Source organism: Jannaschia sp. Os4, assembly GCF_016820245.1.
Lineage (GTDB): Bacteria > Pseudomonadota > Alphaproteobacteria > Rhodobacterales > Rhodobacteraceae > Jannaschia.
In genome coordinates this window covers 29567-43071 of the sequence record NZ_JAFCAR010000005.1, presented here as the reverse complement: position 1 = coordinate 43071, position 13505 = coordinate 29567, and the positions used below count along the sequence as shown (strand labels likewise).

Sequence of the window (13505 nt, the reverse complement as noted above, 5' to 3'; positions counted from 1 at the left end):
CGGCGCGCCGCATCCATCCGTCAGGGCGATCATCGGGGACCGGCGCACCCGCTCAGACGGGCCGCGCGCCCAGCAGCGCCCACGCCGCCGCCTCGTCCGCCACGGCGTCCGCCTCGACCGGGATCAGCGCGCCCATCGCCTCGACCATCCGGGCCGCGCCGTCCGGCGCCCCCGCCACCACGTAGCGCCGCACGTGGCCCAGCGACTCGACGCGCGATCGCACGGCGGGCCACGACAGGCCCGCGAAGGTCTCGGACCCCTCGTAGCGGTCGAAGATCAGGAGCATGTCCACCGGACCCGGGGCGGCCTCGAACACGGCCAGCATCCGCTCGCCCATCGCGGCCATGTCGTCGCGCGACACCTCGCCGTCGATGCGGAACGCGAAGAGGTCCGCCCGGTCGGTCCCGACCTCGCGGATCGCACCCGCGCGCAGCATCACACCACCGCGGTGATCGTCTTGGCCAGCTCGTCGGGCAGGCAGGGCTTCGGCACCACAGGCACGTCGCCGTAGCGGTCGCGCAACTCGCCCACGTCGCCGCGTCCCGTGTGGAACACGAAGGGCACGCCCCGCTTCAGCAGCGCGTCCGCCAAGGGGAACACCTGCTGCCCGTGGAGGTCCACGTCCAGCACCGCGACGTCCGCCGACCCCTCGGCCGCCAACGCGTCGTCGAGGGTGACGTAGGGCCCCACGACGGTGGCCCCCATCTCCTCGAGGTGGTCGGTCAGGTCCATCGCGATCAGGACCTCGTCCTCCACCAACATGACGTTGACGTCGTCGAGCATCGGTTTCTCCGCACGCGCCATTGACGCACCATCGCCGGTCCGGGATCGGAAGGGGCCGCCATAGGGCAGCGCCGCTTCGGCGCCCCGTCCTCCGGTCGTCGGCGGGGCTACACCGGAGGAACCCCCCCCTCCGGCGGGCGGTTCCTTTCGCGGATTGAAAAACCGCCCTAGTCCCTTGCGTAAACGTCCGCGTGGCGGACGATGTCGTCCTCGCCCAGATAGGCCCCGGTCTGCACCTCGATCAGGACCAGCTCGACGCGGCCCGGGTTCTCCAAGCGGTGCACCGCGCCCAGCGGCACGTGGGCGGACTCCCCCTCCGACACCAGCCGCACCGCGTCCCCCACCGTGACGCGCCCGGTGCCCTGCACCACGATCCAGTGCTCCGCGCGGTGATGGTGCGACTGCAGCGACAGCACCGCCCCCGGCGCGACCACGATCCGCTTCACCTGGAAGCGGGGGCCGGCGGCGACCCGCTCGAAATGGCCCCACGGCCGCTCGTCGCGCGGGAAGGCGTCGGCCTCCGCCGCGCCCTCCGCCCGCAGCGCCTCGACCACGCCGCGGACCTCCTGCGCGCGGGACCGGTCCGCCACGAGCACCGCGTCCGGCGTCGTCACCACCACCGCGTCCCGCAGGCCCAGCGCCACGATCCGCTGCCCGGTCCCCTCGGCGCGCAGCAGCGTGTCGCGGCAATCGACCGCCAGCGCGTCGCCCACCATGGCGACCCCGTCGGCGTCGTGGCGCTCCGTCCGCCAGACGGCGTCCCAGTCGCCCAGGTCGCTCCAGCCGGCGTCGAGCGGCACCGCCGACACGCCGCCCGCGGCTGCCAGCGGCTCCATCACCGCGACGTCGATCGACGGGTCGCGCAGCGCGCGCCACGTCCCGTCCGGCAGCCGCTCGAACCCCTGCTCGGCGCGCGCCCCGCCCACCGCCGCGCCCACGCCCGCCCGCAGGTCCGGCGCGTGCCGCGCGAAGGCGTCGGCCAGCGCCCGCCCCGAGGCGAGGAACAGCCCCGCGTTCCACAGGTGGCGCCCGTCCGCCGCCATGCGCGCCGCGTCCGCCGCGCCGGGCTTCTCCACGAACCCCGCCAGCGCGGCGGCCACCCCCTCCGTCGCGCCCCGGCGCAGCGCGAGGTAGCCGTATCCCGTCTCCGCCCGGTCGGGGCGGACGCCGAAGCACACCACCTCGCCCGCCTCCGCCGAGGGCAGCGCCGCCGCGAGCGCCGCCGCGAAGGCGTCCGGGTCGCGCACCGCATGGTCCGACGGCGCGATCAGCACCACCGCCTCCGGGTCGTCCGCCACGGCGCGCAGCGTCCCCGCCAGCGCCGCCGCCGCCGTGCCCCGCGGGTCGGGCTCCACCAGCAGGGCGCGCGGCGCGTGACCGGCGGCGGCCAGCTGCCCCGCCACCACGAAGCGCACCGCCTCGGGGGCGACCACCACCGGCGCGGCCAGCCCCGCCGCAGCCAGCCGCGACGCGGTCCGCTGCAGCAGGGTCGGCCCCTCGCCCATCGGCGCCGCGACCGGCTTGGGCCGCGCCGCGCGCGACGCGGGCCAGAGCCGCGTCCCCGCCCCCCCGGCGAGGATCACGGGCACGATCCGCCCGAGATCCGCGCGGACGGCGGAGGGCCGGGCGACCGGCGGACGCGGGGCGGAGGGGCGGGCGGCAGGCGGGGCGGCAGGGGGCATCGGACGGCTCCGGGGCGACTCGGACCCGTCACGTTCGCCCCAAAGTGGTTAACGGGGTGTGAACGCCGGGGGCCGTCCGCCGCGGGGCCGGCGCGACCGCGCCCTTCCCACGCTCCGGCCCGCCTGCTACCCGCGCGCCACCGCTCCCACGGAGGTGCCCGATGGCCCGACCCGCCCCGTCCCCGTCCGAGATGCCGTCCGGCCCCCCGTCGGACGCCCGGATGGCCGAGGCCGCCGCCGCCCGCGTCCTGCGGACCGAGGGGGAGGCCGTGCTCGCCCTCGCGGACCGGATCCCGCCTGCCTTCGCGGACGCGGTCGACCTGCTGCTCGGCGTCGAGGCCGGGGGCCGCGCCATCGTCTCGGGCATGGGCAAGTCCGGCCATGTCGGCCGCAAGATCGCCGCCACCTTGGCCTCCACCGGCACGCCCGCGCAGTTCGTCCACCCCGGCGAGGCGTCCCACGGCGACCTCGGCATGGTGACATCGCGCGACGTCTGCGTGCTGATCTCCAATTCCGGCGAGACCACGGAGCTGGGCGACCTGATCGCCCATTGCCGCCGCTTCGACGTGCCCATCGTCGCGATCTGCCGCCGCCCCGACAGCACCTTGGCGCGCGCGGCGACCCACCTCCTGCTGCTCCCCGACGCGCCGGAGGCCTGCCCCATCGGCATGGCGCCCACCACGTCGACGACCATGACCCTCGCCCTCGGCGACGCCCTCGCCGTCGCGGTGATGGAGCGGCGCGGCATGCGCCCCGAGGACTTCGGCACGTTCCACCCCGGCGGCAAGCTCGGCGCCCGGCTCAAGCGGGTGGGCGACCTGATGATCCCCGCCGCCGAGTCCCCCGTCGTCGGCGAGGACGCGCCCATGGGCGACACCATCGTCGAGGTCTCGGCCAAGGGCTTCGGCATCGCCATCGTCGCCGCCCCCGACGGCACCCTCGCTGGGGTCATAACCGACGGCGACCTGCGCCGCCGCATCGACGGCCTGCTCGACCGCACCGCCGGCGAGGTCGCCACCCGCGACCCCGTCACCGTGACCCCCGACACCCTCGCCGCCGACGCCGTGCGGCTGATGCAGGAGCGCAAGATCACCGTGCTGATCGTTGCCGAGGCGGGGCGCCCCGTGGGCCTCATCCGCATCCTCGACTGCCTCCGCGCGGGGGTCGTGTGATGCGCGTCGCCATCCTGATCCCCGCCCGCCACGCCTCCACCCGCTACCCCGGCAAGCCGCTGGTCGAGCTGCGCGGCCCCGACGGCGCCAAGTCCCTGATCCGCCGCGCATGGGAGGCCGCGCGGCAGGCCGCCGCCCGCCTGCCGGACGACGAGGTCACCGTCGCCGTCGCCACCGACCACGACGGCATCGCCGAGCACGCGAGGGGCTTCGGCGCCGCCGTCGCCATGACCTCCCCCGACGCGGCCAACGGCACCGAGCGCTGCGCCGAGGCGGCGGCGGCCATGGACGTCGACCTCGTCGTCAACCTCCAAGGCGACGCCCCGCTGACGCCCCCCGGCTTCGTCACCGCCCTCGTGGACGCCATGCGCGACGGCGAGGCCGACGTCGCCACCCCTGTGCTGCGCTGCGACGCCACCACCTACCGCCACTTCCGCGAGGACCGCGCGGCGGGCCGCGTCGGCGGTACCACGGCGGTGTTCGGCGCCGACTACCGCGCCCTCTACTTCTCCAAGGAGGTCGTCCCCTACCTCTCGGACGCCGCCATCGCGGCGGACGGGTGGAGGGACGTATTCCATCACGTCGGCCTCTACGCCTACACCCCCGCCGCGCTCGCCGCCTACGCCGCCCTGCCCCCCGGCGCGCTGGAGGCCCACGAGGGGCTCGAGCAGCTCCGCTTCCTCGAGCACGGCCGCACCATCCGCTGCGTCGAGGTGGACGGCGCGGGCCGCGTGTTCTGGGAGCTCAACAACCCCGCCGACGTGGCCCGCATCGAGGAGGTCCTGAACCGATGACCACCGTCACCATCCGCGACGTCGAGATCGCGCAGGACCGGCCCTTCGCCCTCATCGCCGGCCCCTGCCAGATCGAGTCGCGCGACCACGCCCGCGCCACCGCCGCCCGCCTCAAGGAGATCTGCGAGGGGCTCGGCGTCCCGCTGATCTACAAGTCGTCCTACGACAAGGCGAACCGCTCCTCGGGCGCGGCCCAGCGCGGCATCGGCATGGAGGAGGGGCTCCGCATCCTGCAGGACATCGGCGCCGACTACGGCGTCCCCACCCTGACGGACGTCCACCTCCCCGACCACTGCGCCCCGGCGGCCGAGGCCGTCGACGTCCTCCAGATTCCCGCCTTCCTCTCCCGCCAGACCGACCTCCTGCTCGCGGCGGGCTCGACCGGCGCGGCCATCAACGTCAAGAAGGGCCAGTTCCTCGCCCCGTGGGACATGGACAACGTCGCCGCCAAGATCGCGTCGACGGGCAACGCGCGCATCCTGCTCTGCGAGCGCGGCACCTCCTTCGGCTACAACACGCTGGTGTCCGACATGCGCGCCCTGCCCCGCATGGCCCGGACCGGCTACCCGGTGGTGTTCGACGCCACCCACTCCGTCCAGCAGCCCGGCGGCCAAGGCACGTCCTCCGGCGGCCAGCGCGAATACGCGCCCGTCCTCGCCCGCGCGGCCCTCGCCGTGGGCGTGGCGGCCATCTTCATGGAGGCGCACGAGGATCCCGACCGGGCCCCCTCGGACGGCCCCAACATGATCCCGCTCGACGAGATGCCGGCCGTGATCGCCCGCCTCAAGGCCTTCGACGACCTCGCCAAGTCCTGAACGGCGAAAGGGCGGACCGCCACGGCCCGCCCCCTTCGATGTTCCGCAAATACTCCGGGGTCCGGGGCGGAGCCCCGGTCCGTACCCCGAAGCTGCGCCGTCGGTCGTGGGTTGTCTTTCGATCCACCGCGCGGACGCGCGGCGGACCAAAAGAAAACCTAGGTCGTGCATCGACCAACCGCTCCAAGTCGAGCCAGCCGCTACGCGGCTAGCCCGAGATCAGCCCCATCGACTCCAGCTTCAGCAGCACCTGCTGCGCGCAGTTGTCGACCTCGGCCCCCTCGGTGTCGACCACCAGTTCCGCCTGCGTCGGCGCCTCGTAGGGATCGGAGATGCCCGTGAACTCCGGGATCTTGCCGGCCCGCGCCAGCGCGTAGAGCCCCTTGCGGTCGCGCCGCTCGCACTCCTCCAGCGAGGTGGCGACATGGACCTCCACGAAGGCGCCGTAGGCCTCGATCATCTCGCGCGCCGCGCGCCGCGTGGCGGTGTAGGGCGCGATGGGCGCGCAGATGGCGATGCCGCCGTTCTTGGTGATCTCGGAGGCGACGTAGCCGATGCGCCGGATGTTGATGTCCCGGTGCTCCTTCGAGAAGGTCAGCTCGCTCGACAGGTGCTTGCGCACGATGTCCCCGTCCAGCAGCGTGACGGGACGCCCGCCCATCTCCATCAGCTTGACCATGATCGCGTTCGCGATGGTCGACTTGCCCGACCCCGACAGCCCCGTGAAGAACACCGTGAAGCCCTGCTGCGCGCGCGGCGGCGAGGTGCGGCGCAGCTCCTTTACGACCTCCGGGAAGGAGAACCACTCGGGGATCTCCAGCCCCTCGCGCAGGCGGCGGCGCAGCTCCGTTCCGGAGATGTTCAAGATCGTGACGTCGTCGCGGTCCTCGATCTCGTCGGCGGGCTCGTACTGCGCGCGCTCCTGCACGTAGACCATGTGCTTGAAGTCGACCATCTCGACGCCGATCTCGGACTCGTGCTCGCGGAACAGGTCCTGCGCGTCGTAGGGGCCGTAGAAGTCCTCGCCCGCGCTGTTCTTGCCCGGCCCCGCATGGTCGCGACCCACGATCATGTGGGTGCAGCCGTGGTTGCGGCGGATGATCCCGTGCCACACCGCCTCGCGCGGGCCCGCCATCCGCATGGCGAGGTTGAGCAGCGACATGGTCGTGGTGGCCTGCGGATACTTGTCCAGCACCGCCTCGTAGCAGCGCACGCGCGTGAAGTGGTCCACGTCGCCCGGCTTGGTCATGCCCACGACCGGATGGATCAGCAGGTTGGCCTGCGCCTCGCGCGCGGCGCGGAAGGTCAGCTCCTGGTGCGCGCGGTGCAGCGGGTTGCGCGTCTGGAACGCGACGACGCGCCGCCAGCCCAGCTTGCGGAAGTAGGCGCGCAGCTCGTTGGGCGTGTCCCGGCGCGCCCGGAAGTCGTAGTGGACCGGCTGCTGGATGCCCGTGATCGCCCCGCCCAGGTTGACCGGCCCCGCCACGTTGTGCAGGTAGTTCACCGCCGGATGGGCGAGGTCGTCGGCCCCGAACACCTTCTCGGCCTCGTGCGCCTTGTCGGGCCGGTAGATCGACGACACCGACAGTGTGGCGAGGATCACCCCCTCCTGGTCGCGCAGGGCGATGTCCTGCCCCGCCTCGATCCCCTCGGCGAACTTTTCCGACACGTCCAGCGTGATCGGCATCGGCCAGAGCGTCCCGTCCGCGAGGCGCATGTTCTCGACCACGCCCTCGTAGTCGGCTTGGTCGAGGAAGCCCTTCAGCGGGTTGAACCCGCCGTTCATCAGCAACTCCAGATCGCAGATCTGGCGCGGCGTCAGGTCCCACGAGACCAGCTCCGCCGCCTCGCGCTTCAGCTTCTGCGCGCTCTCGTGGCTGACGTATAGTTCGGGGATCGGGCTCAGGTTGTCCTGCATCGGTCGGGATCCATTCATGGCGAGGCCGGAGGTCGTTCCGGTCAGTTCGGCGTGGAGGGCGTCGTATTCCGCGAGCTTCGCGGCAAGGAACGCATCCGCCAGCCGCCGCTTCTCGGCGGCCCCCTTCGGCGTCAGCGCGTAGGAGAAGCGCGCCCGGCGGTCCGTCTCGGACGCGCGCGGATCGACCCGCACCCACCCGGCCTCGGTCGCCGCGCGCAGCATCGTGTTGAGCCGCCCCAGCGACACGCCCACCGCCGCCGCCGTCGCGCGCTGCGACGCCTCGGGCGCGCGGTCCAGCTGGCGGAGCAGCTGGAACCGCGCGGCGGCGTCGGCGGAGAGGGCGGGGGTCGGCATGGGGTCGGGGCGGCTCGGATGCGTTCAATCGTGAACGCATCTGCCGCGCCGCGGGCCGGCGCGCAAGTGCGTTCACTGCAGAACAGTGTTTCTGCGCGCGCAAAGGCCGATGGTCGGTTTCGTTACCTTGTAACGGGCGTCGGGCGCGGTTCCCGTTACACCGTAACAGCCGCCCGCCGCGGCCGTGGCGGAGTCACGCCCTACTCGGCGGCGTCGACCGGCGCGCCCCAGCCCCCGATGGGCCCCTCCGACTGGTCCATCTCCAGCTCCGCGTCCTGCCCTTGGCTGGCGAGGAAGCGTTCCGCCTCCAGCGCGGCCATGCAGCCCATGCCAGCCGAGGTGACGGCTTGGCGGTAGACGTGGTCCGTCAGGTCGCCCGCCGCGAAGACGCCGGGGATGGAGGTCTCGGTCGAGTCGGGCTTCGTCACCACGTAGCCGCCGTCGTGCAACTCTAGGATATCCTTGACCAATTCCGACGCCGGCGCGTGCCCGATCGCCACGAAGAACCCGTCGCAGGCCAAGGTCCGCGTGCTGCCGTCCTTGGTCGACTTCAGCACCAGCCCCTCGACGCCCCGCGGCTTCTCGGACCCCGTGACCTCCTCCACCTCGTGGTCCCAGATCACCTCGACCTTCGGATGCTTGAACAGCCGGTCCTGCAGGATCTTCTCGGCCCTGAGCGAATCCCGCCGGTGGATCAGCGTCACCTTGCTCGCGAAGTTCGTCAGGAACAGCGCCTCCTCCACCGCCGTGTTGCCCCCGCCCACGACCGCGACCTCCTTGCCCCTATAGAAGAATCCGTCGCAGGTCGCGCAGGCCGACACGCCGAAGCCCTTGAAGTGCTCCTCGCTCGGCAGCCCCAGCCACTTCGCCTGCGCCCCCGTCGCGAGGATCAGCGCGTCGCAGGTGTAGACCGTGCCGCCGTCGCCCACCGCCTTGAACGGACGCGCCGAGAGGTCGAGCGAGGCGATGTGGTCCGACACGATCTCCGTGCCCATCGCCTTGGCGTGCGCCTCCATCCGCTGCATCAGCTCGGGGCCCATCACGGCGGTGTCGCCGGGCCAGTTCTCGACGTCCGTCGTGATCGTAAGCTGCCCGCCCGGCTGAATTCCTTGGATCAGCACCGGCTCCAGCATGGCGCGCGACGCGTAGACGGCGGCCGTGTAGCCCGCCGGGCCGGAGCCGATGATCAGGACCTTCGAATGGCGCGTCTCGGACATGTCGACCTCCGTGGTGGGAGGCTCGATATGGGACCGAATCGCACGGCCCGAAACCCCCCGGCGGACGCCCGCGCCTCAGCGTGACGCGATGGCCAGACCGTCGACGACCGCCGTGAACGCCTCCGCCCGGCGCATCGCCGCGTTCGGCATCGCCGCCCGCATCGCCTCGGCCACGAAGCCCATCCGCGACGACCCGCCCACCAGCACCACCCGGTCCACCGCCCCCGGCGCGACCCCCGCCCGCGCGAGCGTCTCGTCCGCCGCGTCCGCCAGCGCCTCGCGCGCGTCCGAGAGGATCGCGTCCATCCCCGCCCGGTCCAGATCCGCCGACAGCCCCCGCTCCACCACCGACAGGTCGATCCGCCCCGCACCCCGGTCGTTGGCCTCGATCTTCCCGCGCTCCACCGCGAAGGCCACGTCGTGCCCCGTCTCGTCCTCCAGGACCGTGGCGAGCCGGCCCATCGCCGCTGGATCCTCCGCCAGCTTGGCCATCCCCGCCGCCATCCGCCGCGCGTCGGGGCCGTAGAGGAACGGGATGCGCGCCCACGTGCTGAGATCGACGTAGGGCGCGCGCGGCACGGGCAGCGAGCCCGCCCCCATCTCGCGCCGCAGCCGCCCGCCGAGGCCGAGATGCGGCATCGCGCGGGCCATCGAGAGCGCGTGGTCGAAGTCGGTCCCGCCGAGCCGCAGGCCGTGGGAGGCGAGGACCGCGACGCCCCGCCCGGCGCGGAACGCCGTGAAGTCCGACGTGCCGCCGCCGATGTCGACCACGAGCCCGAGGCCCGGCACCTCCGGGTCGCCCGCCGCGCGGGCCGCCGCCTCCGGCTCCGGAAGGAAGTCCACCGCCTCGAACCCTGCGGCGGCATAGGCGTCCCGCAGGTCCCGCTCGGCGCGCGCGTCCGCCTCCGGGTCGGGGTGGAACCGCACCGGGCGGCCCGACAGCACCGCGTCGAACCGCACCCCCGCCGCGCGCTCGGCCCGCGCCTTGGCCTCGGCGAGGAACGCCGCCGTGACCTCGGCCAAGCTGCGCCGTCGACCGCCGATCAGCCGGGCCTCGTGCAGGAGCGGCTGGCCCAGCACCGACTTGAGCGCGCGCATGTAGCGCCCCTCCTCGCCCGCCACGAGCGCCGCGCCCGCTGCCGCGCCGATCCGCATCGCGCCCTTGGGCGGGAAGAACACGGCGGTGGGCAGCGTGTCGCCCGCCTCCAGCGACAGGCGGCGCACGCCGCCGTCCTACCACGCGGCGGCGGTGTTGGACGTGCCGTAGTCGAGGGCGAGCGTGGGCATGGGCGAGGTCCTGCGGCGGGGCGCGCCGGGTGCCCCGCGCCCGCGTTCCGGTCAAGCCCCGCGACGGATCGTTGCGCATGTGAGAAACAATCTTGCGCGGAACCGCTTTGGATGGGACACGGAACGCGAACCGGAACGGATCGCTCATGCCCCTCGCCCGACTCGACGCCATCGACCGCAAGATCCTCGCCGAACTGCAGGCCGACGGGCGCATGACCAACGTCGAGCTCGCGCGCCGCGTCGGCATCTCCGCGCCGCCCTGCCTGCGGCGGGTCCGCGCGCTGGAGGAGGCGGGCTACATCCGCGCCTACCACGCCGAGGTGGACGCCCGCGCGCTGGGCTTCGAGGTGCAGGTCTTCGCGATGGTGTCCTTGGAGCGCCAGCACGAGAGCGACCTCAGCGCCTTCGAGGCGCGGTGCCGCGACTGGCCGCTCGTCCGGGAGTGCCACATGCTCAACGGGGAGATCGACTTCCTGCTGAAATGCGTGGCGCCGGACCTGTCGACCTTCCAGTCCTTCCTGACCGGCGAGCTGCTGACGGCGGAGAACGTGGCGGGGGTGAAGACCTCGCTCGTGATCCGCGGCGCCAAGGACGAGCCGGGGGTGCCCTTCGACGTGCTGGAGGCGCGGCTGGCGGTGACGCCCTAGGCGAGCAGCACCTCGCGCGCCTCCGTCAGCGTCATCTGCGGGATGCGGGCGGGGCCGAACCCCTCCCGCGCCACGGGCGGGCAGAGCCGGGCGAGGTCCGAGAGGCCGCTGGACGACAGCCGCGACGCTGCGGCGCGGGCCGGATGCCACGTCGCCACCGCGAGCCCGCCGACGCGCACCGCCTCCGTGCCCGCGCAGGCCAGCCCGTAGAGGGTGACCACGCCCGCGGGCTGGAGGCGCGTGACGGCCATGCCGTCCTCGCCGGCCTCGACGGGCGCGAAGGCGCGGGGCGCGCCGATCATGGCGCGGGTCGCCTCGCCCTCGACCAGCACGTGCGCGCCGCCGCCGAGCAGGGTCGGCGCGGCCGGGCGCCCGGCCCCGAAGGCGTGGGACTCGATGCGGAAGAGCGCGGGCCGGTCGTCGTCCGGCTCGAAGTCGCAGGTGCCGATCCAGTCCAGCGGCACGGGGCCGTCCAAGCCCTCCACGAGATCGCCAGGCGCGAGGTCCTCGATCGCGCGGGTGCCGCCGGGGACGTCCACATGCGCGCCGCGCCCGAGGATCGAGACCGCCGCCTCCAAGGCGGGGAGCGCGGGCAGGTCCCGGACCTCCCACGTGGGTTGGGCGCCGTCGACCCATGCGACGTCGTAGGGGCGTGTCCGCTCCGGCAGGCCCGGAGCGAGGTGGCGCGGATGCACTGTCATGCACGAACGGTCCGTTTGCGGCCCCCACCGCTGCGCCCGGTGTGCCCGAGGATGGGGGCGCAAGGCAACGCCGGGGCGGGAAACAGTCGGTTGACGCGCACGTCGCCTGTCCCGTGGAACGGGCCCCCGCCCCGTGCTACCCGCGCGGGGACATGGCCGATCCCACCCCCTTCCAGCGCGCCGCCGCCGCCCTCGCCGACGGGGCGCCCGACGCCGCGCTCGAATGGCTGGACCGGGCCGCGCCCTCCGCCCCGGCCACGCTGCTGCGGGCGCGGGCGCTGGCCGAGACGGGCGACGCGGCGGGCGCGGCGGCGCTGGCCGAGCCGCTTCTCGACGGCGCCGCGCCCGCGCTCTGGGCCGAGGCGGCCCCGCTCCTCGCCCTCGCGGGACGCGCCGGGGGCCTGCCCCGCAAGGCCAAGGACGCCCTGCCCGCCGCCGCCGCGCAGGTGGTGGCCGATCTCGCGACCGGGCGGGGGAGCGCCGCGCGGGGCGGGCTGTCCCCGAAGGACCGGGCCCGGCTGGCCAAGGCCGCGCCGTCCGACGTCGAGGCCGCCCTCGCGGGGCGCCCCGGCGGTGTGCCCGCGCTGCTGCTGGGCCGCGCGCGGGCCGCGCGGGGCGACCGGCGGGGCGCGGCGGAGGCCTTGGCGGCGGGCGTGAAGGCCGAGCCGTTCGCGCTGGACCTGCGGCTCGCCTTCGCCGAGGCGCTGCGGGCGGCGGGCCACCCCCACGCGCTGCGCGAGGCGCGGATGGCGGTGGCGGTGGCCCCGCTCTCGGTCGCGGCACGGCTCCTGCGCGGGGATCTGGCGCTCGCGGCAGGGCGATCGGAAGAGGCGCTCGCCCAAGCGGATCGGGCCGTCCGCCTCGCCCCCCGCGAGGCGCGCGCCCGGCGGCTCGCCGTGCGGGCGGCGCTGGCGCTGGGCGATCCGGCGGCGCTTAATCACGCGCGGGCGGTCGGGGACGGCGGCGCGGCGGAGGCGCGGGCGCTGATCCGGCTGGGACGGGACGAGGCGGCGGCGGCGCTGCTGGCCGGGGCGACCGATCCCGGCGCGCGGGTGACGGCGGCGCAGGCCATGCGCACGGCGGGCGCGGAGGCGGACGCGGAGGCCCGGCTGCGCGCGGTGCTCGAGGACGAACCGGGCCATGCGCCCGCGTGGCACGCCTTGGCGCAGGGTGGCCATGCCACCGCGGCGGACGTGGCCGCGATGGAGGCCCTGCCCCCGTCCCCGCCCCGCGACTTCGCGCTGGCGCGGGCCTTGGAGCGGACCGACCCCGCGCGCGCCTTCGCCCACCTCGCGGCGGCGAAGGCGGCGCAGGCGGCCGCGCATCCCTACGACCCCGCCGCCGACCGGACCGCGTTCGAGCGGATCGTCGACCGGTGGGCGGCGGTCGACGTGGCCTCGGGCTCGGCCTTCGACCCGATCCTCGTGACCGGGCTGCCGCGCTCGGGGACGACGCTGGTGGAGGCGATCCTGTCCGCCCATCCGGGGGTGCGCGCGGGGGGCGAACTGGCGGTCCTCGGCCCCGCCCTGCAGCCGGTCGAGACCGCCTTGGACCACGGGGTGCTGCCGGAGGGCGCGCTGGACGCCGCCGCCGCGCGCTACGCCCGGCGCGTCGAGGCGCTGCGTCCCGGCGCGGGGCGGGTCACGGACAAGTCGATCCACTCCTTCGCGTCGATCGGGGCGATCCTGAAGGTGCTGCCCCGCGCGCGGATCGTGGTCGTGCACCGCGACCCGCGGGACGTGGGGCTGTCGATGTGGCGCAACGCGTTCCCGGACGGGACGCACCGCTACGCCGCGACGCAGGCCGGCATCGCCCATCACGCGAAGCTGTTCCGGGACGCGGTGGACCACTGGCGCGGCGCGCTGCCGGAGGGGGCGTTCCACGAGCTGTCCTACGAGGAGCTGCTGGCCGACCCCGAGGGGGTGTCGCGGGCGCTTCTCGACGCCTGCGGGCTGGACTGGGATCCGGCGGTGCTGCGCTTCCACGAGGCGGCGGGGCGGGTGCAGACGCTGTCCTTCGACCAGGTCCGCAGGCCGCTCTACGCGACGTCCAAGGGCGGATGGCGCCGCCACGCGGCGCACCTGACGGAGATGCTGGACGAGATGGCGCGGCTGGGGGTCGCGGGGGCCGACTAG

Annotated in this window: 11 protein-coding genes and 1 pseudogene; 5 read left to right on the top strand and 7 right to left on the bottom strand. The window is 74.6% G+C overall.

Annotated elements, in window-relative coordinates:
* Nucleotides 1–52: 52 nt before the first annotated feature.
* The 3 genes from JQC91_RS13875 to JQC91_RS13865 form a co-directional block, all read right to left on the bottom strand.
* The gene (locus JQC91_RS13875) at nt 53–436 is read right to left on the bottom strand and encodes an STAS/SEC14 domain-containing protein (RefSeq protein WP_203287682.1); all 384 of its coding nucleotides are present in this window, start codon (nt 434–436) and stop codon (nt 53–55) included.
* On the bottom strand, nt 436–783 hold the full coding sequence (locus tag JQC91_RS13870; protein WP_203287681.1) for a response regulator: 348 nt from the start codon (nt 781–783) through the stop codon (nt 436–438). The genes JQC91_RS13875 and JQC91_RS13870 overlap by 1 nt, the downstream gene beginning before the upstream one ends.
* Before the next feature lie 167 nt (nt 784–950).
* Nucleotides 951–2465: a mannose-1-phosphate guanylyltransferase/mannose-6-phosphate isomerase gene (locus JQC91_RS13865; protein WP_203287680.1), complete on the bottom strand. Its 1515-nt coding sequence runs from the start codon at nt 2463–2465 to the stop codon at nt 951–953.
* A gap of 161 nt (nt 2466–2626) precedes the next feature.
* On the opposite strand from JQC91_RS13865, the gene JQC91_RS13860 reads away from it, so the two are divergent.
* From JQC91_RS13860 to kdsA, 3 genes are read left to right on the top strand one after another with little or no spacing between them, the layout of a single operon-like run.
* The gene (locus JQC91_RS13860) at nt 2627–3637 is read left to right on the top strand and encodes a KpsF/GutQ family sugar-phosphate isomerase (protein WP_238941566.1); all 1011 of its coding nucleotides are present in this window, start codon (nt 2627–2629) and stop codon (nt 3635–3637) included.
* A complete protein-coding gene (gene kdsB / locus JQC91_RS13855; RefSeq protein ID WP_203287679.1) occupies nt 3637–4431 on the top strand; it encodes a 3-deoxy-manno-octulosonate cytidylyltransferase in 795 nt (264 codons plus the stop codon). The genes JQC91_RS13860 and kdsB overlap by 1 nt, the downstream gene beginning before the upstream one ends.
* On the top strand, nt 4428–5246 hold the full coding sequence (kdsA, locus tag JQC91_RS13850; RefSeq protein ID WP_203287678.1) for a 3-deoxy-8-phosphooctulonate synthase: 819 nt from the start codon (nt 4428–4430) through the stop codon (nt 5244–5246). The genes kdsB and kdsA overlap by 4 nt, the downstream gene beginning before the upstream one ends.
* A 208-nt stretch (nt 5247–5454) precedes the next feature.
* Here the strand turns inward: kdsA and JQC91_RS13845 are convergent, their stop codons facing one another.
* The 3 genes and pseudogenes from JQC91_RS13845 to JQC91_RS13835 form a co-directional block, all read right to left on the bottom strand.
* Nucleotides 5455–7518 carry a bifunctional sulfate adenylyltransferase/adenylylsulfate kinase gene (locus JQC91_RS13845; protein WP_203287677.1) on the bottom strand — a complete coding sequence of 688 codons (2064 nt, stop codon included), beginning with the start codon at nt 7516–7518 and terminating at the stop codon, nt 5455–5457.
* A 200-nt stretch (nt 7519–7718) separates the two neighbouring features.
* Nucleotides 7719–8735: a thioredoxin-disulfide reductase gene (gene trxB / locus JQC91_RS13840; protein WP_203287676.1), complete on the bottom strand. Its 1017-nt coding sequence runs from the start codon at nt 8733–8735 to the stop codon at nt 7719–7721.
* Nucleotides 8736–8810: 75 nt separating this feature from the next.
* Nucleotides 8811–10022, bottom strand: a pseudogene (locus tag JQC91_RS13835) (Hsp70 family protein).
* A 146-nt stretch (nt 10023–10168) separates the two neighbouring features.
* Here JQC91_RS13835 and JQC91_RS13830 point away from each other — a divergent pair.
* Nucleotides 10169–10669, top strand: a complete 501-nt coding sequence (locus JQC91_RS13830; protein ID WP_203287674.1) for an Lrp/AsnC family transcriptional regulator — start codon at nt 10169–10171, stop codon at nt 10667–10669.
* Here JQC91_RS13830 and JQC91_RS13825 read toward each other — a convergent pair.
* A complete protein-coding gene (locus JQC91_RS13825; RefSeq protein WP_203287672.1) occupies nt 10666–11370 on the bottom strand; it encodes a Hint domain-containing protein in 705 nt (234 codons plus the stop codon). The genes JQC91_RS13830 and JQC91_RS13825 overlap by 4 nt on opposite strands.
* A gap of 152 nt (nt 11371–11522) precedes the next feature.
* Between JQC91_RS13825 and JQC91_RS13820 the strand changes: the two genes are divergently transcribed.
* Nucleotides 11523–13505, top strand: a complete 1983-nt coding sequence (locus tag JQC91_RS13820) for a sulfotransferase (RefSeq protein WP_203287670.1) — start codon at nt 11523–11525, stop codon at nt 13503–13505.

Excerpts from the sequence above, each read along its gene's own strand:
- JQC91_RS13820 (WP_203287670.1), top strand. The coding sequence starts at position 11,523 with ATGGCCGATCCCACCCCCTTCCAGCGCGCCGCCGCCGCCCTCGCCGAC.
- JQC91_RS13870 (WP_203287681.1), bottom strand. The coding sequence starts at position 783 with ATGCTCGACGACGTCAACGTCATGTTGGTGGAGGACGAGGTCCTGATC.
- kdsB (WP_203287679.1), top strand. The coding sequence starts at position 3,637 with ATGCGCGTCGCCATCCTGATCCCCGCCCGCCACGCCTCCACCCGCTAC.
- JQC91_RS13845 (WP_203287677.1), bottom strand. The coding sequence starts at position 7,518 with ATGCCGACCCCCGCCCTCTCCGCCGACGCCGCCGCGCGGTTCCAGCTG.
- JQC91_RS13830 (WP_203287674.1), top strand. The coding sequence starts at position 10,169 with ATGCCCCTCGCCCGACTCGACGCCATCGACCGCAAGATCCTCGCCGAA.
- kdsA (WP_203287678.1), top strand. The coding sequence starts at position 4,428 with ATGACCACCGTCACCATCCGCGACGTCGAGATCGCGCAGGACCGGCCC.
- JQC91_RS13825 (WP_203287672.1), bottom strand. The coding sequence starts at position 11,370 with ATGACAGTGCATCCGCGCCACCTCGCTCCGGGCCTGCCGGAGCGGACA.
- JQC91_RS13860 (WP_238941566.1), top strand. The coding sequence starts at position 2,627 with ATGGCCCGACCCGCCCCGTCCCCGTCCGAGATGCCGTCCGGCCCCCCG.
- JQC91_RS13875 (WP_203287682.1), bottom strand. The coding sequence starts at position 436 with ATGCTGCGCGCGGGTGCGATCCGCGAGGTCGGGACCGACCGGGCGGAC.
- trxB (WP_203287676.1), bottom strand. The coding sequence starts at position 8,735 with ATGTCCGAGACGCGCCATTCGAAGGTCCTGATCATCGGCTCCGGCCCG.
- JQC91_RS13865 (WP_203287680.1), bottom strand. The coding sequence starts at position 2,465 with ATGCCCCCTGCCGCCCCGCCTGCCGCCCGCCCCTCCGCCCCGCGTCCG.